11 protein-coding genes and 6 pseudogenes are annotated in these 20,624 nt (G+C 64.8%); 14 read left to right on the top strand and 3 right to left on the bottom strand.

The genetic code is table 11. From position 1 onward, the window contains the following. The 3 genes and pseudogenes from ACLP9N_RS27285 to ACLP9N_RS27275 form a co-directional block, all read left to right on the top strand. On the top strand, nucleotides 1–3,767 hold a 3,767-nt coding region (locus ACLP9N_RS27285; RefSeq protein ID WP_442410295.1), incomplete at its 5' end, for a DNA-directed RNA polymerase subunit beta'. Nucleotides 3,768–3,808: 41 nt separating this feature from the next. Next, nucleotides 3,809–4,134, top strand: a pseudogene (locus ACLP9N_RS27280) (amidase family protein); the annotation flags it as partial. Between the two features lie 34 nt (nucleotides 4,135–4,168). Further along, entirely contained in the window at nucleotides 4,169–4,927 is a 759-nt protein-coding gene (locus ACLP9N_RS27275; RefSeq protein WP_442410294.1) for a deoxyribonuclease IV, read from the top strand. Nucleotides 4,928–4,968: 41 nt separating this feature from the next. Here ACLP9N_RS27275 and ACLP9N_RS27270 read toward each other — a convergent pair. Then, a pseudogene (locus tag ACLP9N_RS27270) lies at nucleotides 4,969–5,559 on the bottom strand (esterase/lipase family protein); the annotation flags it as partial. Nucleotides 5,560–6,755: 1,196 nt separating this feature from the next. On the opposite strand from ACLP9N_RS27270, the gene ACLP9N_RS27265 reads away from it, so the two are divergent. The 8 genes and pseudogenes from ACLP9N_RS27265 (at nucleotide 6,756) to ACLP9N_RS27230 (ending at nucleotide 14,225) form a co-directional block, all read left to right on the top strand. Next, nucleotides 6,756–7,064, top strand: coding sequence for a hypothetical protein (locus ACLP9N_RS27265; RefSeq protein WP_442410293.1), 309 nt, complete (start codon nucleotides 6,756–6,758; stop codon nucleotides 7,062–7,064). A 169-nt stretch (nucleotides 7,065–7,233) separates the two neighbouring features. Next, a complete protein-coding gene (locus ACLP9N_RS27260; RefSeq protein WP_442410292.1) occupies nucleotides 7,234–7,371 on the top strand; it encodes a hypothetical protein in 138 nt (45 codons plus the stop codon). Between the two features lie 124 nt (nucleotides 7,372–7,495). After that, a pseudogene (locus tag ACLP9N_RS27255) lies at nucleotides 7,496–7,961 on the top strand (hypothetical protein); the annotation flags it as partial. A 203-nt stretch (nucleotides 7,962–8,164) separates the two neighbouring features. Then, nucleotides 8,165–8,431, top strand: coding sequence for an acyl carrier protein (locus ACLP9N_RS27250; protein WP_442410291.1), 267 nt, complete (start codon nucleotides 8,165–8,167; stop codon nucleotides 8,429–8,431). Beyond that, nucleotides 8,428–10,197 carry an AMP-binding protein gene (locus ACLP9N_RS27245; RefSeq protein WP_442410290.1) on the top strand — a complete coding sequence of 590 codons (1,770 nt, stop codon included), beginning with the start codon at nucleotides 8,428–8,430 and terminating at the stop codon, nucleotides 10,195–10,197. Before ACLP9N_RS27250 ends, ACLP9N_RS27245 begins: the two co-directional genes overlap by 4 nt. 21 nt (nucleotides 10,198–10,218) lie before the next feature. Beyond that, nucleotides 10,219–11,331 carry a type III polyketide synthase gene (locus ACLP9N_RS27240; RefSeq protein WP_442410289.1) on the top strand — a complete coding sequence of 371 codons (1,113 nt, stop codon included), beginning with the start codon at nucleotides 10,219–10,221 and terminating at the stop codon, nucleotides 11,329–11,331. A gap of 50 nt (nucleotides 11,332–11,381) precedes the next feature. Then, complete coding sequence (locus tag ACLP9N_RS27235) at nucleotides 11,382–13,574, top strand: MMPL family transporter (protein ID WP_442410296.1); 2,193 nt, start codon at nucleotides 11,382–11,384, stop codon at nucleotides 13,572–13,574. Between the two features lie 459 nt (nucleotides 13,575–14,033). Continuing rightward, nucleotides 14,034–14,225 (top strand): hypothetical protein, encoded by a 192-nt coding sequence (locus ACLP9N_RS27230; RefSeq protein WP_442410288.1) that lies wholly within the window; start codon nucleotides 14,034–14,036, stop codon nucleotides 14,223–14,225. A 475-nt stretch (nucleotides 14,226–14,700) separates the two neighbouring features. Here the strand turns inward: ACLP9N_RS27230 and ACLP9N_RS27225 are convergent, their stop codons facing one another. After that, a complete protein-coding gene (locus tag ACLP9N_RS27225) occupies nucleotides 14,701–15,429 on the bottom strand; it encodes a GAP family protein (protein WP_442410287.1) in 729 nt (242 codons plus the stop codon). Nucleotides 15,430–15,740: 311 nt separating this feature from the next. On the opposite strand from ACLP9N_RS27225, the gene ACLP9N_RS27220 reads away from it, so the two are divergent. From ACLP9N_RS27220 to ACLP9N_RS27210, 3 genes and pseudogenes are all read left to right on the top strand, one after another. Further along, on the top strand, nucleotides 15,741–17,006 hold the full coding sequence (locus tag ACLP9N_RS27220; protein WP_442410286.1) for a glycosyltransferase: 1,266 nt from the start codon (nucleotides 15,741–15,743) through the stop codon (nucleotides 17,004–17,006). A 404-nt stretch (nucleotides 17,007–17,410) separates the two neighbouring features. After that, a pseudogene (locus ACLP9N_RS27215) lies at nucleotides 17,411–17,716 on the top strand (fumarylacetoacetate hydrolase family protein); the annotation flags it as partial. Next, a pseudogene (locus tag ACLP9N_RS27210) lies at nucleotides 17,713–17,841 on the top strand (FAD-dependent monooxygenase); the annotation flags it as partial. The pseudogenes ACLP9N_RS27215 and ACLP9N_RS27210, both read left to right, overlap by 4 nt. A gap of 1 nt (nucleotide 17,842) precedes the next feature. Here the strand turns inward: ACLP9N_RS27210 and ACLP9N_RS27205 are convergent. Next, nucleotides 17,843–20,283: pseudogene (locus tag ACLP9N_RS27205) on the bottom strand (fatty acid synthase subunit beta domain-containing protein); the annotation flags it as partial. Between the last annotated feature and the right edge of the window lie 341 nt (nucleotides 20,284–20,624).

The following is a 20,624-nucleotide window of genomic DNA, read 5'->3' as shown; positions in this document are numbered from 1 at the left end:
GCGGCAAGTACAAGCGGGTGCGCTTCAAGGGCATCATCTGTGAGCGCTGCGGCGTCGAGGTGACCCGCGCCAAGGTGCGCCGCGAGCGGATGGGTCACATCGAGTTGGCCGCACCCGTCACGCACATCTGGTACTTCAAGGGTGTGCCGAGCCGGCTCGGCTACCTGCTCGACCTGGCCCCCAAGGATCTCGAAAAGATCATCTACTTCGCCGCGTATGTCATCACCGCGGTCGACGAGGAGATGCGGCACAACGAGCTGTCGACGCTAGAGGCCGAAATACTGGTGGAGCGCAAGGGTGTTGAGGATCAGCGTGACGCCGAGCTGGAGGCCCGGGCGCAGAAGCTGGAGGCCGACCTGGCCGAGCTGGAGGCCGAGGGCGCGAAAGCCGATGCCCGGCGCAAGGTTCGCGATGGCGGTGAGCGGGAGATGCGCCAGCTCCGCGACCGCGCGCAGCGTGAGCTGGACCGGCTGGAGGACATCTGGAACACCTTCACCAAGCTGGCTCCCAAGCAGCTGATCGTCGACGAGAACCTCTACCGCGAGCTCATCGACCGTTACGGCGAGTACTTCACCGGCGCCATGGGCGCGGAGTCGATTCAGAAGCTGATCGAGAACTTCGACATCGACGCCGAGGCCGAGTCACTGCGTGAGGTCATCCGAAGCGGCAAGGGGCAGAAGAAGCTTCGTGCACTGAAGCGGCTCAAGGTGGTCGCGGCCTTCCAGCAGTCGGGCAACTCGCCGATGGGCATGGTCCTCGACGCCGTCCCGGTGATCCCGCCGGAGTTGCGGCCGATGGTGCAGCTCGACGGTGGTCGGTTCGCCACCAGCGACCTCAACGACCTGTACCGCCGCGTGATCAACCGCAACAACCGCCTCAAGAGGCTGATCGACCTCGGTGCGCCCGAGATCATCGTCAACAACGAGAAGCGGATGTTGCAGGAGTCCGTGGACGCGCTGTTCGACAACGGCCGCCGCGGCCGGCCGGTCACCGGGCCGGGCAACCGTCCGCTGAAGTCGCTGAGCGATCTGCTCAAGGGCAAGCAGGGCCGGTTCCGTCAGAACCTGCTCGGTAAGCGTGTCGACTACTCCGGCCGTTCGGTCATCGTGGTCGGCCCGCAGCTCAAGCTGCACCAGTGCGGTCTGCCCAAGCTGATGGCGCTGGAGCTGTTCAAGCCGTTCGTGATGAAGCGGCTGGTGGACCTCAACCACGCGCAGAACATCAAGAGCGCCAAGCGGATGGTGGAGCGCCAGCGTCCCCAGGTGTGGGATGTGCTCGAAGAGGTCATCGCCGAGCACCCGGTGCTGCTGAACCGCGCGCCCACCCTGCACCGGCTGGGTATCCAGGCCTTCGAGCCAATGCTGGTGGAGGGCAAGGCCATTCAGCTGCACCCCCTGGTCTGTGAGGCGTTCAACGCCGACTTCGACGGTGACCAGATGGCGGTGCACCTGCCGCTGTCCGCCGAGGCGCAGGCCGAGGCCCGCATTCTGATGCTGTCGTCCAACAACATCCTGTCGCCGGCATCGGGCCGCCCACTGGCCATGCCGCGACTGGACATGGTGACCGGGTTGTACTTCCTGACCACCGAGGTCGACGGCGACACCGGCGAATACACCGCGCCCGCCAAGGACAGCCCCGAGACGGGCGTGTACTCCTCGCCGGCCGAAGCGATCATGGCGGTCGACCGCGGTGTGCTCTCGGTACGGTCCAAGATCAAGGTGCGGCTGACCCAGCTACGTCCGCCCGCCGAGATCGAGACCGAGTTGTTCGGCCGCAACGGCTGGCAGCCGGGCGATGCCTGGATGGCCGAGACCACACTGGGCCGGGTGATGTTCAATGAGCTTTTGCCGCTGGGCTACTCGTTCGTGAACAAGCAGATGCACAAGAAGGTGCAGGCCGCCATCATCAACGACCTGGCCGAGCGCTACCCGATGATCGTGGTCGCGCAGACCGTCGACAAGCTCAAGGACACCGGCTTCTACTGGGCGACCCGCAGTGGTGTCACGGTCTCGATGGCCGACGTGCTGGTCCCGCCGCGCAAGAAGGAGATCCTCGACCACTACGAGGAGCGGGCCGAGAAGGTCGAAAAGCAGTTCCAGCGTGGCGCTTTGAACCACGACGAGCGCAACGAGGCGCTGGTGGAGATCTGGAAGGAAGCCACCGACGAGGTGGGTCAGGCGCTGCGGGACCACTACCCGGTCGACAACCCGATCATCACGATCGTCGACTCGGGCGCTACGGGTAACTTCACCCAGACCCGCACCCTGGCCGGCATGAAGGGCTTGGTGACCAACCCGAAGGGTGAGTTCATCCCGCGCCCGGTCAAGTCGTCGTTCCGTGAGGGCCTGACCGTGCTGGAGTACTTCATCAACACCCACGGCGCCCGAAAGGGCTTGGCGGACACCGCGTTGCGTACCGCCGACTCCGGGTACCTGACCCGTCGTCTGGTGGACGTGAGCCAGGACGTCATCGTCCGCGAGCACGACTGCCAGACCGAGCGCGGCATCGTCGTGGAGCTGGCCGAGCGTCAGCCCGACGGCACGCTGATCCGTGACCCGTACATCGAAACGTCAGCGTACGCACGGACTTTGGGTACCGACGCGGTCGACGAGGCCGGCAACGTCGTCGTCGCGCGCGGTGAAGACCTGGGTGACCCGTCGATCGATGCGTTGCTGGCGGCGGGCATCACGCAGATCAAGGTGCGCTCGGTGCTGACGTGTACCACCGGCACCGGTGTGTGCGCGACCTGCTACGGGCGGTCGATGGCCACCGGCAAGCTGGTCGACATCGGCGAAGCCGTCGGTATCGTGGCGGCCCAGTCCATCGGCGAGCCGGGCACACAGCTGACCATGCGCACCTTCCACCAGGGTGGTGTCGGTGAGGACATCACCGGCGGTCTGCCGCGTGTCCAGGAGCTGTTCGAGGCCCGGGTGCCGCGTGGCAAGGCGCCGATCGCCGACGTCACCGGGCGGGTCCAGCTCGAGGACGGCGAGCGCTTCTACAAGATCACAGTCGTTCCCGACGACGGTGGCGAGGAAGTCGTGTACGACAAGCTGTCCAAGCGGCAGCGGTTGCGTGTCTTCAAGCACGAAGATGGTTCCGAGCGGGTGCTCTCCGACGGTGACCACGTCGAGGTGGGCCAGCAGCTGATGGAAGGCTCCGCCGACCCACACGAGGTGCTGCGGGTCCAAGGCCCCCGTCAGGTGCAGATCCACCTCGTCCGGGAGACCCAGGAGGTCTACCGCGCTCAGGGTGTGTCGATCCACGACAAGCACATTGAGGTGATCGTTCGGCAGATGCTGCGCCGGGTCACCATCATCGACTCGGGTGCGACGGAGTTCCTGCCCGGCTCACTGATCGACCGTGCGGAATTCGAGGCCGCGAACCGCCGAGTGGTGGCCGAGGGCGGCGAGCCCGCGGCAGGCCGTCCGGTGCTGATGGGTATCACGAAGGCGTCGCTGGCCACCGACTCGTGGCTGAGCGCGGCGTCGTTCCAGGAGACCACGCGTGTGCTGACCGATGCGGCGATCAACTGCCGCAGCGACAAGCTGCAAGGTCTGAAGGAGAACGTGATCATCGGAAAGCTGATCCCGGCCGGTACCGGTATCAACCGCTACCGGAACATTCAGGTGCAGCCGACCGAGGAAGCCCGCGCTGCGGCGTACACGATCCCGTCGTACGAGGATCAGTACTACAGTCCGGACTTCGGTCAGGCCACCGGTGCCGCGGTTCCGCTGGACGACTACGGGTACAGCGATTACCGCTAGTTTGTAGCGCGGGCAGACGCAAAAGCCCCCGCCCGCCCGAGCGCCTCGAATTCACCGGATCTCTGCGTCGGGTGTTTCAAGACGTGGAAATCGTGCTGATGCCCAGCTGCGGTTTTGGATCTCCGACGCTGCAGGCCATGCGGGACCTCGGACAGGACGCATCGTTCTACGCCAGGTTGGCAGCGCCTACCGCGCCCTTCAACGTGAGCGGCGACCCTGCGATCTGTCTTCCGGCAGGAGTCACGCGGCGGGGAACTCCGCTCGGCGTCCAGTTCATCGGCCGCGAATTCGCCGAGCAGTTGCTCATCCAGGCCGGCACGCCTTCCAGCAGGTCACTGATCTCCATCGCCGGCGCCCGAGGTTGTGAGCCGGGGTGGGCGGGGACTACTAGACTGGCCGGCGTGCTCATCGGTTCCCATGTCAGCCCGACCGATCCGCTGGCCGCAGCCCAGGCCGAGGGCGCTGACGTCGTGCAAATTTTCCTCGGCAACCCGCAGAGCTGGAAGGCGCCCAAGCCGCGCGAGGACGCCGCCGTCCTGAAAGCCGCGGCCCTCCCGATATACGTGCACGCGCCGTACCTGATCAACGTCGCGTCGGCGAACAATCGCGTGCGGATCCCGTCGCGCAAGATCCTGCAGGACACGTGCAACGCGGCGGCCGACATCGGCGCGGCCGCGGTGATCGTGCACGGCGGTCACGTCGCCGACGACAACGACCTCGACGAGGGTTTCCAGCGCTGGCGCAAGGCCCTCGAATACCTGGAAACCGACGTTGCGATCTACCTGGAAAACACCGCGGGCGGAGACCACGCGATGGCCCGCCACTTCGACACCATTGGCAGGTTGTGGGATCACATCGGCGACAAGGGCATTGGCTTCTGCCTAGACACCTGCCACGCGTGGGCCGCGGGTGAGGCGCTGATCGACGCCGTCGACCGCATCAAGGCCCTGACCGGCCGCATCGACCTGGTGCACTGCAACGACTCGAGGGATGCCGCCGGTTCGGGTGCCGACCGGCACGCCAATCTCGGCACCGGTCAGATCGATCCAGAGCTGCTCGTCGCGGTGGTCAAAGCCGCCGATGCGCCGGTTATCTGTGAAACCGCCGACGAGGGCCGCAAAGACGACATTGCTTTCCTGCGGGAAAAGACCGCAAGCTGATTTCCGCACCAGCTAGTGGTTGCGCGTCCGGGTCGGAGTTGTCAAGAGGCGCTTGGCAACAGACACATCGCCGGGTCAGCGGCGCTGGCCGTCCCGTGTGCGCACAACGCGGCGGCAACGAAGCCGATAACCCGACGACTCAGGAGCATCCCGAGATGCCCGACGCCATCGACCGTGATGGTTTCCACCTGGGCGTGGGATGGCACCGAGCGCATGCCGGGCACGATGATGTCGAGTGCGGCCGTCACCGATAGCCACCGCACGCCGTCAGGCAATGGCGTGGATGCGAGCCGGCGCAACAGTGGCGAGCCCGGTCGCAGCGCCCGCACCATCTCGACTAACGGCAGCAGACCGGCCCAGGGCGACCCGCCAAACGGGGAGCCCAGCGTGATGACCGTGTCGACTCGCCCGTTCAAGCGAGGGTCGAGGATGGCTTGCGCGATGATGACACCGCCCAGACTGTGTCCGACCAGATGCACCTTTGCTGCGCCGGTTCGAGACAACGTCGTCTCGGTATGAGCGACCAGTTGATCAGCGAGCTCCTCGACCGAGTTTCCGACCGGCGCGTAGGCCATGGCGTCGACGGTTAAGCCCTGGACACTTAGGGCTTGGGCGACCAAGTTCCAACTCGACTTGGCCCCCCGAACCCGTGAACTAACAGCACTGGATGCGTTGCAAGCGTTGGGTTCGCTTTTACGTGCGGCGACACACTTGCGGGTTCAGCACCACGGGCGAGGCGTAGCGGCACCGTGGCGGCTACCGACAGCAACAGCGCCGCCTCCTGCGCCTGCACCATCGCGGCACGCGCCACCCCCTGAATCACCGCGCGGGCGCCGCCACGCGGGCGCGGGCGCGCCGTCATGGTTACCTGCCTCTGCGAATTGAAGACCCGTGCCGATCGCCTTGTTATCAAATCGTTTCGCGACACGTCCCACCTCCTTTGTGTAACCCGCATCACATCGAGAATGACGGTCGGCGGGACGGGAGTCTTCAATGCCAGCCTGAGTTTCGTCTACGGGTCCGCAGGGGCCACGCGCTACTTGGTAGCCGGAAGGCGTATCGAAATAACTTGGGTGACAATCATTCTCGCTATCGGCAGAGCATGATTGGCGCGGCTCGGCCAGCCGTCGACATACGCAGCGCAAAAGCTATGTGTCAGAACGTCTTACGCCAGGAATTCAGACAGTGAATCGGAAATGGTTAGCCGCGGTGAATCGGTGATGAACCAGCAATCCACGGGTGTCTTTGAAGCCGTCACCAACACAGTATGAGGATGAGAATCAGTATCATGGTCACCAGCGTCGTAGTCTGAAGCGACACAGGGTGATAGGAGCCGCAGCACGGGTCCCGCCGAAACGATGGGCATGCGAAAGTCAGTGAGTGCTTGTTGCTTGTGACATCATGCATCGGATACTGCAACTCCTGGATTACGGCGAACGCGAAACGATCGCGCGACCAATGCCAGGTAACGCTTGATTTGAAGCGTTGCCAGGAAGTCTCGTCTGCAACCCCCGCCAACGCCTCCCTGTCAACCGGAGTCTTGCATACCCGCCAGCATCCAGGTTTGTACCACGACTGCGAATTGTGGCGGCTTTGCTCCCTGTAGGCACCGCGAACCATGATTGACCGCTAGCCGCAATGTGCGTAGGTGATTAGTTCGGTCAGACTCATCACGTAAAGCGTGGCCGCGCTACGTGGGTGTCAGGCGAACGCGTTCCAGGGGGCAGCTCATCGACAGCGGCACCTCGGACAGCCGTGAGAGGAAGACTGACGTGTCGATCATCAGCGCAAAACCGGCAGCGGCGGCCGAGCCGAAACGGTCGGCACCGTGAAGCGCGCAATCGCGCTGGCCGCGGTTTTCATCATCGTCGAAACAGTGCTTGTGGCCGAAACGATTTGGGTCATTCTTTTCAATGAGATCGACGTCGGGAACCCGTGGTCGGCGGCGATCGGCATCTTGCTGAGCATTGCGTTGCTCGCCAACCTGGGCATAGTCTGCGGCGTGGCCGCGACGGGTGCCGCAGAATCGGCCCGGCAATCGAAATTCCAAGGGGACCGCTTACGCGGTGGTCGCGCTGACGCCGGCAGCGCCGGGCTGTCCGGCGACATTCCCGGCGGTACCGTCTTTACCGGCTAGGGAGCCCGGTCGGGCGGCCAGGCCGCCGCCATACCCACTGGCGGGTAGGCGAACATTCCCATTGGTGGGGCCCCCGGATGGGTGCCAGCCACGGCGATATCTCCATCCCAGAAGCCGATCCTTGAGGCATCAAGGTGCTGAGGCCTTGGATCTATCAGGAGGTGAGACCATGGCAGCAATGTACGGCCTGTTGACCGCCCTGCCGGTGATCTGGGGCTGCGCTGGCTACGTGCTGGTGTCTCACCCGGGCACCGACGAAACCGGTGCCTTGGGGGTTACCAAAATGATGGCGCGGCGAGGCGAGTGAACTGCCTCGCTCGGTGGCCGAAGTAAGACCGCCCGGGATCGGCGCAGCGCTGGTGGCGTTCCGTTTCGGGCCCGCGGGAAACACACGGTTGCAAACTTTCTGGGGTTTCTGAAGTTTCGTAACCCGGGGCGGTGCGGCCGCGTACCAGCTGATCGGATTGTGCCAAATACTGCGCGACGGCGTAATCCCGCCCAACCGCAGCCTGGACTGCCTCGACGACGAGCTGGCCTCCTCGGCCCACTTCGGGTGGCCGCGTGAGACGCTGCGGCTGGGTGCGAAATTCCCGCTCAAAGCGGGCCTGGTGACCAGCCTCGGCTTTGCGCCCGTGTCTGCGCAGATTGCGTTGGCGCACCCCCAAGCGTTCCTTGCATCGCTCGATCCGCACCAGCGGCAGGCCTATGAGCAATGTGTGGCCACGCGCATCCTGGCCGGCCAACGTCGGCTCGCCGCGGCGATCGCCGGTGGGCGGCAGCTCTACGAGCGGCCCGCCGGCCGCCCGTTCGACGACGACGCTCCGGAGAAGCAGCAGGAAGCGCAGATGCTGCTCGAACCGGCCCAGGCTTGGCGCCCACGGCGTGTACATGCCATAGCTACCCTTTAGTGGGCCGCCCCAGAGGGGTGTTCACGCCGCGGCTGTCGAATGCGAACTTCTCCGTAGCGACGAATCGGCCGCAGTTGCTGCGTTACAGCATCTTTCACCAAATCACGATCGCCACAAGGTTGTGCTAGCCAGTACGAACGATTCGCGTTGGCAGGGAGGCTTTTCCGGGCCCCACAGACAAGACTTCAGTCCATGACAACGTCATCCCAAGAACTCGCAATCCTCGCGATTGTCGCCCTGAAGATCATTGACCTGGTCAAGGCTGAAGCAAAACAGGCCGACATCACGGCGGACTCGAATATCGCCGATGTGGGTCTGGACTCGCTCAGGTTCATGTCGGTTGTCTTCAAGATCGAGGAATACTACGACATCGAATTGCAGGAAGAGGATGCTGACGAGCTCCGCACCGTCGGCGATCTGGCAAACCTTGTGATTGCTCGCATAGCTGAGCAGTCATGAGAGGGGCACCCGCAATCCAGCCGAAGGGCGCCACGCTGATCGAGATGCTAGACGCGGCAGCACAGTCCGAGCTGGGTCTGGTTTTCGTGAACCGCAAGGAGCAAGACCAGGACGTCCCGTTCGCCCGCATACGCGAGCAGGCACTTTCTGTTGCCGGGGATTTGGTGCGCCGTGGGGTGCGCAGGGGGGACCGGGTAGCCCTGGTCCTGCCTACCTGCCCGGAGTTCGTCGAATGCTTCTTCGGCGTGCTCTGCGCCGGCGCGATCCCGGTTCCCCTTTATCCGCCGTTGCGGCTGGGAAAACTCGATGAGTTCCACCGCAGGACGACGGCCATGCTCAAGGCGGTCAATGCTGCCTTGGTGGTGACCGACGAACGCATTCGGCGCTTTCTGGGGGTGGCCGTTTTGAACTCGGCTCCTGCGCTCGGCTGCGTAACGGCCTCCAGCCTGGGCGGTCCCATCTCCGACGCCGTGGAAGTCGCCACCGACGACATTGCAGTGATCCAGTTCTCGTCAGGGACGACCAACGATCCCAAGCCGGTGGCTCTGACCCACGCGAACCTGCTCGCGAATCTCGCGACGCTCGAGCACTACATGACCGCAGACGGGACGCGGCCCGTCGGCGTTACTTGGCTGCCGCTTTACCACGACATGGGATTGATCGGAAATCTTCTCAGTGCCTTCTATGTTCCTGCGAAGGTCGTCTTGCTTCCTCCGGAGCTTTTCGTTGCGGTACCCGGCGCGTGGCTGCGAGCCATCTCACGGCACCGGGGGACCATCACGGCAGCGCCCAGCTTCGCTTTCGGCCTGTGCCTCAAGCGCATAGATGACGAAGAACTCGAGGGTGTGGACCTCTCCTCATGGAGCATCTGCCTCAATGGCGCCGAGGCGGTCAGCGCCGAAACGCAGCGGCAGTTCAGTGAGCGCTTCGGGCGTTGGGGTTTTCGCCCTTCGTCGCTCACGCCTTGCTATGGCATGGCGGAGGCGTCGTTGGCCGTGACTTTCAAGCCGGCGGGTACGTCCTTCAAAACGCTGGGTGTGGACGGCGACAAACTGGCCGCCGAAGGGGTAATCGCACCAGGCGGCAAAGAGATTGTCAGCGTTGGCCGTCCGCTGGCCGGCATGGGGGTTGAGATACGCGACGACCATGGAGTCGCGTTGCCAGATGCGCATGTCGGTCATATCTTCGTTTCGGGTCCCAGCATCATGGCCGGCTACTTCGGCCGCCCCGACCTCACCGATCAGGCGCTGCACGACGGTTGGCTGCACACAGGCGACCGCGGGTTCACCCACGACGGCGAGCTCTATGTGTGTGGACGGCAGAAGGACATTGTCATCGTCCGCGGCGCCAACCACGCCCCCGAGGAGTTCGAGGCGGCGTTGGACGGCCTGCCGGGCGTTCGTACCGGATGCGCCGTCGCGGTTGGCTTCGTGACGCCGGGTGAGGAAGACGAGGCGCTGGCCATGCTGGTCGAAACGACCCCCGACGCCACTGCGAGCTTGGCACAAGAGGTCGCATCGCGCGTTGAACAGCACACCGGCATCAGCCCCGCGCATGTGGAGCTGCTGGTACCGGGAACATTGCCCCGAACCAGCAGTGGAAAGCTTCGCCGGCGCGAGGCGCTCAACCAATGGCAGACGGGGCAATTGTCTGCGCCCAAAAAGGTCACGGCCGCAAGGTTGTTGGTTCAGGCGGCCAACGGAGAACTTCTCCAGGCGCGGTCAGCGCTGGCACGGCGCGCCCGGAACAGCCGGTTGGTCGGGTAGAGCGAGAAGGAGCAGAAACCAATGTATCGAGCAGATCCCTTTGACGCGTCGTCTCCAGCGCACCTGACCGCGAGCGCGACGCGCAGCCGGCCGACGCTGCTGGGCATCGCGTCCGCGCATCCGCCGTTCGAGGTGACCCAGGAGGAGACCTGGCAGCTCTTCGAGCGCATGTCGTCGGTACCGTTCGTGAAGCGAATAGTCGAATCGACAAAGGTCAAGAAACGCCACATCATGTGGGACCCGGACCACCTGCCCGAGGCCGCTGGCCTGCTCACCGGCGATCGGATGGCAGCCCACAGTGACGCGGTCATGGACGTCGCCTCGCGTTCCGTCAAAGAAGCGATCGGTGATTTCGACACGCAGCGGATCGGCAGCTTCGTCATGGCCTGCTCGACCGGGTACGTCAACCCCGGCCCCGACCTGCTGCTCGCCAAAGAGCTTGGGCTGCGGTCGGATCTGCGTCGCACCTTCATCGGTCACATGGGCTGCTACGCGGCGCTCAACGTCATCAAGGTCGCCATGGACAGTGTCACCACCCGACCCGATGAGCTGGTGATCTGCAATAACACCGAACTGAGCTCCGCGCACATCCGCGAAAGCCTGATGCCCGGCGAGGACCCGGTGGAAGCGCTCATCACGCAGGCGCTGTTCGGCGACGCCAGCGTGTCGATGCTGCTGGGCTCGGCTCCCGACGGCGCCGGAATCCAGTTCCTGCGCACGCACACCGAGCAGCTGTACGACCAGCACACGATGATGAGCTTGAACATCGGCAACCGGTCGTTCTGGATGACCCTGGCCGCCGGTGTGCCCGCGGTTCTCGAGGAGAACATCGACGGCTTCCTCGCCAAACTTCTCACGCCGCTGGGACTTTCCGCGGATGACGTCGCCCACTGGGGAATCCATCCCGGTGGCCCGAAGATCGTCCGCAAGCTGGGCAAGCAACTGGGATTGCGGCCGGAGCAGCTGCGGGCGAGCTGGGACGTTCTTGCCAACGCCGGAAACTGCGCCTCGGCCACGGTGCTGCTCGTGCTGGAAAACATTCTGCGAGTCGACAAGCCGCGCCGCGGAGAGCACGGTGTGCTCTTGACTTTCGGCCCAGGCCTCACCATCGAAGGTGCGGTGCTTCGCTTTTGAATGCCTTGGAGCGGCTCGCTCGACTGGGAATCCGCGCGCCGCGGCGGATCATGGCGCTTGCGCTGTTCGCCATGGTGGCGACGGCGGTGTTCGGCCTGCCGGTCACGCACAGCTTGTCCGCGGGTGGCTTTCAGGATCCGAACGCGGAATCGACGCGGGCGACGAACATGTTGGCGACCAGGTTCAACCAGGGCGACACCCAGTTGCTGATCACCGTCAGCTCCGACGACGGCATCAAGAGCGGCGCCGCAGAGCGGGTCGGCACCGACATTGTGCGCCAGCTTGGCAACTCGCCCTACGTGGCGCGCGTGACCTCGCCCTGGACGGCACCACCGTCGGCGTCGGCGGCGCTGATCAGCAAAGATGGCAAGGTCGGTCTGATCGTCGCCAGCATCACCGGCGGTAGCAACGCAGCGGGCCCGCACGCGGAGACGCTCAGCGGCCAGGTCGTTCACAGCCGTGACGGTGTGACGGTGCGTGCCGGCGGGCAGGCCATGACCGATGCGCAGATCACCAGCCAGACCCGAAAAGACCTGAAGGTGATGGAAACCATCGCGGTTCCGGTGAGCTTCCTAGTGCTGGTGTGGGTGTTCGGTGGGTTCCTGGCGGCGGCAATTCCGTTGGCGGTCGGCGGTATCGCGATATTCGGTTCGATGGCGGTCCTGCGTGCGCTGGCCTGCGTGACCGACGTTACGATCTTCGCGCTGAACCTGTTGCTGGCAATGGGGCTCGCGTTGGCGATCGACTACACCTTGCTGATCCTGAGCCGGTTCCGGGACGAGATCGACAGCGGTACCGAGCGGGACGCCGCGCTCGTCCGCACGATGACCAGTGCCGGGCGGAGCGTGCTCTTCTCGGCGATGACCATTTCGCTGTCCATGTCGGCACTGATGCTTTTCCCGATGCCGTTCCTGAAGTCGTTCGCATACGCCGCAATCGCGGTGGTGGCCCTCGCGGTCGCTGCGGCGATCGTGGTGACGCCCGCGGCGATCGCGGTGCTGGGCCCGCGATTGGATTCGCGCCGGTTCAGGCGCGCTCCTCGCCCCGTCGAGCAGACATTCTTCTACCGGTTGGCCCATTTCGTGATGCGCCGGGCGGTGCCGCTCGGGCTTGCCCTCGCCGCCCTGCTGGTCGCGCTGGGCATGCCGTTGTTCGGAATGAAGTGGGGCATCCCGGACGATCGCGTGTTGCCGACCTCGAACACGGCGCGCCAGGTCGGCGATCAGCTGCGCACCGGATTCACCGCCGACGTGGCGACCAGCCTGACCGTGGTCATTCCGGACGTTCGCGGCGTCACGCCAAAGGCGTTGGACGCCTACGCCGCTCAGCTGTCGACGGTGCCCGATGTGCCGTCGGTTTCGGCACCGGCCGGCACGTTCGTCGCCGGCGCCCTTGTCGGTCCGCCGACGGCCGCAGCGGGTGTCGCCGACGACAGCGCGTTTCTCACCGTGGCGAGCAGCGCGCCCCTTTTCTCCGCGGCTTCCAACGCGCAGCTGGACCGGATACACGCGGTTGCCGGTACGGGCGGTCGGCAGGTCCTGATCACCGGGGCGGCTCAGGTGAACCGCGATACCGCCGGCGCCATCACCTCCCGGTTGTCCCTCGTCCTGAGCGCCATCGCCCTGATCACTTTCGTGGTGATGTTCCGACTGACCGGCAGTGTGGTATTGCCGTTGAAAACGTTGCTGCTCAGTGGCTTATCGCTGACCGCGTCGTTCGGCGCACTCGTGTGGATCTTCCAGGACGGCCACCTCGGCGGATTGGGGACCACCGCCACCGGGACACTGGTGCTCACCATGCCGGTCGTGTTGTTCTGCATCGCGTTCGGCTTGTCGATGGACTACGAGGTGTTCCTGGTGTCGCGGATCTACGAATTCTGGCTCACGTCCAACCGGACGGCGGCCGACAACGACCACGCCGTGGCGCTCGGCCTGGCCAGAACGGGGCGCGTCATTACCGCCGCCGCGTTGGTCATGTCGATCTCTTTCGCCGCGCTGATCGCTGCGCAGGTGTCGTTCATGCGGATGTTCGGGGTCGGGCTGACGCTGGCGGTGCTGTCCGACGCGACTCTGGTACGCATGCTGCTCGTGCCGGCGTTCATGCACGTGATGGGGCGGATGAACTGGTGGGCCCCGAAATGGGTCTCGCGTCTGCGCGAACGGTCCCATGTCAGCGACCCCACCGATCAGCCCCAACATCTGGCAGGCCTCGGCCAGAAGGCCTACGCAATGGAAGCCAAGTAGCGCAAGCTCTGCACCTGACAATTTCCTGTCGACTTGGCGCGCTGGTGGACCGGCAATAAGCGGCCGATCGGTCAATTCCAGACCGATCCAGCCCCCGCCGCTGCGCTGCCGGTGCCCGCCAGCCTGCCGCTGTGGCTGGGGAGCCCGACATCCTCTCGGAAACTCATCTTTGCGGACATCCCGATCGTCGAACACGCCGCGCCTACGCCTTCGCGCGCATCGCCGAAGTGCAGCTGCTCCGGAAAGTTTCGGTCGCAACTGGAATTCGTCGCACGCAAACTTGAGCGCTCTAGACGATTGCAGCTGGCGAGTATGCCGGCACTGAGGTTGCCCAGATCCGCTAATAGACGCCAGCGTTGATGACATCGAAGGGGTCGACAGCCGACCCTTAACACCATGGTTGGCGTCCGAGATGGGATAGGTTATGAGCGCGACGAGCGAGCCGTGGATCGTGTTGCTATGGGCCAACTGACAGCGCGCAGGCCAGCGCAGCGCCTTGCCGCCCAAGCGGTGGTCATCCGGCCGGAGGCGCTGGCCTTCGAGAAGCGGTTCGAGGTCCGGGTCAGCGGCGCTCCGCTCACCGTGACCATCTCCGACCCCCAGCGCGGCCCCGGCATGCCAAAGCGGCGGACCAACGAGGCGCTGGGATGAGAAACGGCAGCCAAAGCGGGCCGGACACAGCGGTTCTGGACAAGCTGAAATTCGACTTGCCGTGCGACTGTGTTCTCGCGCTCAAGATCTTTCGGCCGATTATGTTGTGGCGCTGCAAGAAACCAGCCAGATGGGCGGCACGAAACCACTGCTGCGGTGAAGTCATGCTCTCGTGCCGCAGGCATCGGGACACTATCGCGAAGTGCGAGCGGTGCAAGCGGGTCCGCTCTCTGCCGCGGTGGTCGCGGATATGATAGCGCTTGCTACGGCGCAAGAAAGACCGGACAGCCGAGAACCATTACAGCGTGGGACGTTTCACTATAGCCCGCGGCAAATCATGTCTGGGGCACGGATACTGCTTGTGAGTAATAGCTGAGTTACGCCCATCACGACCAACAGGGACGCCGAGTTGGCCACCATGTCCGAAAGCGGGGGAGACCGGAGAGCCGGCGAGGGCGGCTCAAATTTTCGGCAATCAGACCTTGCCCATGCCGGAGATCAGCAGTAGCGCACCGACCGCACCAAAGACCACCGCGGGGATGGCCTGGCGTCGCTCGCTTATCCATTCGTTCATCCGCCGCACCACCGCCAGCGTCTGCGCCGGCGCGGTGAGATAGGTGATAAGCGGGACCTCGACGACCGTGAACGCCACGACGGTGAACACGAGGGCGGCGCAGAATTGCGCCGCCGCAGCGGGTTCGGAGGCCACAATGGCGAGGATCGCCGCCATGTATTCGACGGGCGGTGTTGCCAAGGCGACGCCGGCGACGAACGCCACCAACAACGATCCGCCCGCCAGCCGGCCGCGGATCGACGGTCGGGTGGATTCGGATGGTGTATTCGGCTCCAGGAGAAGGACGGAGGATTCACCAGCGGTCACCGGCACGGGTGGACGCTGGCGCGACCAGAAGCGCGCCACCAGCAGGGCGGCGAATGACACCGCCAACACACCGATCGCGACCTGCAGGTAACTCATAATAGGGCTGCGGGTGGCCGAAACCACCACTCTCATTACGGAAACCGTCACACCGCGCAGAAAGAGCAGTATGGCCAGCGCCGCCCCAATCCCCGCCGCCATGCCGCCGAGCCAGAAGGCAAGGAGATTGCGCATGGGCCTTGGCCGGGAAATCAAGAGCGCCGTGATCCCGATCCGGACCGGGTCGATCGCCGCTAGCAGCGACAGCACGATAACTGCGCTACACATCGGCGTTACCCCTGGTTGAATGCCGCTGTGCGAACGGGGAAACCGTTGCAGCGACGCCTGACTAGGGTTGTTGCCCACATATCCACAGTGTCGCTTATGAGTCGTCGGCTGTCGGTACCACTGCCTGCCATTTACTTTGGGTGCCAGCACCATTCGCCAGCCATGATGACCGCCGCCTGCCATGACACTTTTGCGAGTAGCGGTTGCCACCCAATGCATATGGTGGCCAGCGGTACTGACACGAAAACCGTTCGTCGGAAAGAATGTGAGACACCCGATGCTTATCCCGCACCCAGAAGATGTGAAAATCAATGGCAAGAATATTGGCTTACACCTCGCCGGCTCTCGGCCATCTGTTCCCGTTCAGCGCCCTACTGCTGGAGCTGTCCGCCCGCGGCTACGAAATTCACCTGCGTACGCTGTCCACGGGTGTGGAGATGGGCCGAAAGCTGGGTTTCACCACCGACATCATCGATCCGCGAATCGAGGCGATCGTCAACGATGACTGGAAGGCTTCGAATCCTCGCGGTGCGCTGAAGAGGGCGGTCGACGTCTTCTGCCGACGCGCCGCGTATGAAGTCGCCGACTTCGCCGACGCGGTCGATCGAACGCGCCCCGACGCGTTGCTCGTCGACGTCAATTGCTGGGGCGCCCTGTCGGTGGCGGACGCTCGTGACACCCCGTGGGCATGTTTCTCCCCCTACACGCCTGCCCTGCAATCACCTGGAGTGCCCCCTTTCGGGCTGGGTCTGGCTCCACTGCCCGGTGTGCTTGGCAGGGTCCGTGACGCCGCGCTGCGGCCCATCGCGATCGGCATGATGGAGCGGACGGTGTTGCCGGCAGGCAACAAGATTCGGGCGAGCGCCGGTGCGCCGCCGGTCGCTTCGGCGGACGAGTTCATGCGACGGGCCCCCCTGATGCTGGTGGCGAGCGGCAAGCCGTTCGAGTATCCGCAGACTGATTGGGGCGATGCCGTACAGATGATCGGCCCCTGCATGTTCGAACCGGCCATGGATACCGTCCCCGACTGGCTCACGGCGATTGAGCGGCCGATCGTCCTTGTCACGACGTCATCGCAACAGCAGGCCGATGAAAAGCTTGTCAAGACCGCGATAACCGCGCTCGCGGACGCGCCGGTACATGTCGTCGCGACACTACCCGCCGGGCTACCAAGCGACATCGCGCCGACACCGAATGCGACCGTAGTCCGGTTCGTACCGCACGGCCCCGTATTGGACCGGGCGGTGTGCGCTATCACCCACGGTGGCATGGGCGGGACCCAAAAGGCCCTTGCCCGAGGCGTTCCGGTGTGCGTGGTGCCGTTTGGGCGGGACCAATTCGAGGTCGCTCGGCGGGTGGAAGTGGCGCGCTGCGGAACACGTCTGCCGGCCAAAAAGCTGACCGCGGCTCGCCTGTCGGCCAAGGTCCGACAGGCGATGACCATGACAGACGGCGCACGGCGGGTCGCGACGGGCTTCGCAGCTACCGGAGGCGTTGCTCGAGGCGCTGAACTCATCGAGCAACGCGTGCTCGGCAGCGCACTCAGCTTCAGTTCGTCAGCCAGCGCGAACATCTGACTGAATCACCCCGCAGGAGTCTGACCATTCGGGCGCGCTCCTCGCAAGAGCCGTGTCGGGGTCGTCCTGTCACCACAGCGACATGACGGCGAAAGCAAGAATATTTCCTCTGAATCGCTCGGTTTTTCAACTGTATTGCTTTGCGCCTTCCTGGAAGCGCCATCGCACAGTGCATGTCAACATTTGAGGAGGCCACTGCGCGTCCCGAGGATGGAAGTTATCAGGTATCGAGAAAGCCTCGGAGACAAGAAAATCAATGCGCTCATCTACGTTCGGCAAATAGGTCTATCACCGCGCAGCACATCGGCCTCAACTCGAAGATCGGTTCGCGACGGATCCCAGAGCTCTACGCTGCCCAGCGCCGCGCCGAAGCGATTCAGCGTCGGGCCACCTATTGGGGCACGGTCGACGGTGACATGATCTATCGGCCCGTGCAGGCCCTTGCGGTACTGGCGCGGTTCCAGGAGCTGTCCGCGGGCGACCTGGTGATCGCCGGCACCCCGGTCGGGACCGCGCTGTCTGCGCCGCCGAAGGCGGTGCAGAAGCTCGTGGGTCTACTGCCGGACGACGTCAAGTGGAAGATGTTCTTCGCCGGCCAGGCCAAGAACACGAAGTACTTGCATGACGGCGATGTCGTCGAGGCCGCCATCGGAACCGACGACGGCAAGATCGATCTCGGCACGCAACGCAACGTGGTGAGGTACTCATGAATGCCATCCCTAACTTCGTCCCGGTGGTGATCGTCGGCGCGGGGCCAACCGGGATCACCGCGGCAACGAAGCTTGCGCAGTACGGCGTCGACTGTCTTGTCCTCGACCGCTGGGAGGACATCTACCCACATCGGCCGGGTGTAACTGGACGGTCTCGGCGTCGAGGTAGCGCTCGAGTAGGGCCGCGATGGCCTCATTCGGGCGCTCGAGCAATTGCTGGTCGGTGAACAGCGTCTCGATCGGACCGAACTCATTTGGGTGCAAACGGGATTCGGCATGCTTCAGCATCCGCTCGAATCGGTCACGCCAGGAGATGTCCAGCCATGGGGTGTTCGTCGATGCGGTGTCGGCCGTTGAATTTCCATCGCTGATCGTCAGCTCGATGTAGCGCTGCAACCACTGCAGATAGGTCATCTGGGCAACGTCGCCGAAATGCGGTTTGGCGGTGCGGGCCATCGCGGCGATGATCTCGTCGCGGCGCGCGACGACCGCCTCGGCATCGCCGGCGACCTGGTCGAGCAGCCGGCCGCAGCGGGACGCGGAGTTGTCGATTTCGTGGATATCGGCGCCCAGCTGGCTGCGGCTCGATGCCATGCCGCCCTGGGCCTTTCCGGCGCCGATCCATTGATCGGTGCCGTTGGTTTCGACCAGCATCCGCTTGACCGACTCCGATGTGGTGGCCTCCTTGGTGGCCATCGCCGCGGTGCCGACCAGGATGCCGTCGATCGGCATCGGCTGGTAGCCGTGGGAGGACGACCAGCGTCCGGACAGGTATTCGGCGGCGCGCTCCGGTGTGCCGATGCCCCCGCCGGCACAGATGGTGATGTTCGGCCGCGACCGAAGCTCGGAGTAGGTGGCCAGCAGCAGGTCGTCGAGGTCTTCCCAGGAGTGGTGGCCGCCGGCACGGCCGCCCTCGATCTGCACGATCACCGGCTTGGTGGGCACCTCCGCGGCGATGCGGATGACCGCGCGGATCGCTCGACGGTGCCGGGCTTGAACACCACATGGCTGATACCGATGCCGTTCAGCTCGTCGATCAGCTCGACGGCCTGCTCGAGATCGGGGATGCCGGCGCTGATCACCAGGCCGTCAATCGGGGCACCGGACTGGCGGGCTTTCTGCACCAACCGCTTTCCGCCGATCTGCAGCTTCCACAGATACGGGTCGAGGAACAGTGCGTTGAACTGGATCGCGCGGCCCGGTTCGAGCAGCGTGGTGAGCTCGGCGATGCGGCGGGCGAAGATCTGCTCGGTGACCTGACCGCCGCCGGCCAGCTCGGTCCAGGGACCGGCGTTGGCCGCGCCGGCCACAATCTTGGCGTCGACGGTGGTGGGCGTCATGCCCGCCAGGAGGATCGGCGAGCGCCCGGTGAGCCGGGTGAATTTCGTCTCCAGCTTCACCGTGCCGTCGGGCAGGGTCACGACGGTGGGCGCGTAGCTCGACCACGGCTTGGCCACTTCGGGCAACGCCCCGGCGGTGAACAGGTTGCGTTGGCCGCCGCGGGTTGCCGCGGGCACAATTCCGATGCCGAGACCACGGATCACCGGTGCGGTCAGCCGGGTCAGGATGTCGCCGGGACCCAGGTCCAGGATCCAGCGCACGCCCGAATCATGCAGGGCGGCCACCTGATTCACCCAGTCGACGGGGTGCACGAGGATGGCTTTGGCCATCTCGTGGGCCATCTCGTGGGCCAACTCGGCGTCCAAGCCGATCGTGGCGGCCCAGCCGTCGATCAGTTATGACCGCGTCGGCCAGCCGCGGCGAGTAGAAGCCGACATCGACGCGCACCGGTTCGAATGTCGGGTTGAACACCGCGCCGCCGCGCAACTTATTCTTGCGCTCGGCGGCCTCGGCCTCGGCGATCTGCTGGCAGTGCAGCTCGAAACGGGTCAGCTGTTCTGGGGTGCCGGCGATGACGGCCGAGCGCCGACCGTTACGGATCGACAGCGTCGGCGGTGGTACGGTCCGCACGTCCTTGCCGAATTCGCAGAGGAGTGCGGCAATTCGGTTGGTGTCGGCGTTGGTGACCGAGACCATCGGCGAAGGGTCGCCGAGCATCGCGATCCCGCGCCGCCGGGCCACCAGCGTGGCGGCAGCGCCGATCAGCTGCGCCAGCGCAAGCAGCTCGACGTCCCTGGCACCGGCGGCACGCAGTGCTTCGACGGCCAGCACACCCTGGGAGTGGCCGGCGACCGCGGCGGGTGGAGCGGCGGCGAAATCCATCCCCTGGCTGATCAATGCGCGCATCGCGGCGACCTGGCTGAGCAGCACACCGGGCAGCGAGCATGCCGCCGACATCAGCTGGTCGGCGCCGGGGACCGGCTCCTCGGCGGCCAGGGCGCGCACCATCGCAGCGGGTCAAAGCCGATGGGGCGGACCACGACCACTTCCCGGGCGACCGGCTCCAACATCGATTCGGCCGCGGCGAGCAGCCTCGCCAGCTCGACCTCGATGCCCGCTGACAACACCAGTTCCTCGAGCGTTTCCAGCCAGGCGCTGCCCTGGCCACCCAACGCGACGGCGTATGGTTCGCCGGCGTTGAGCCGGTCTACCAAAGCGTTGGTGCTCTAGCGTCTTTGGGCCGGGTCACCGTTCGCGTCCGCCGTCACCGAGTCGAGTGCGTCAACCGTCACGTCATCCAGCTCCTCGTCGATCTTTGGGCACAACGCGCCACACTGCGCGGCTTGTGCGGCCCATGCTTTCTGACGTGTCCTCGGTCTTGGGACACCGACTACTACGCGCGCTCCCAATCCTCGAATGCCCACGCAGGAATGTCGTCGGCGCTAGGACGCTGCTGATGTAGTGCCCTCTGCGGGGCGGGTTGCCGGTGTGGTTGGTGTGCCCGAAGTGGTGTGTGGTGGACGGCATTGTTGGTCGAGGTGCTGGTACTGCCTGGCGGTCGGGTCCG

This window comes from Mycobacterium sp. (genome assembly GCF_052144515.1).
Lineage (GTDB): Bacteria > Actinomycetota > Actinomycetes > Mycobacteriales > Mycobacteriaceae > Mycobacterium.
This window is presented reverse-complemented; position numbering and strand designations above follow the sequence as displayed.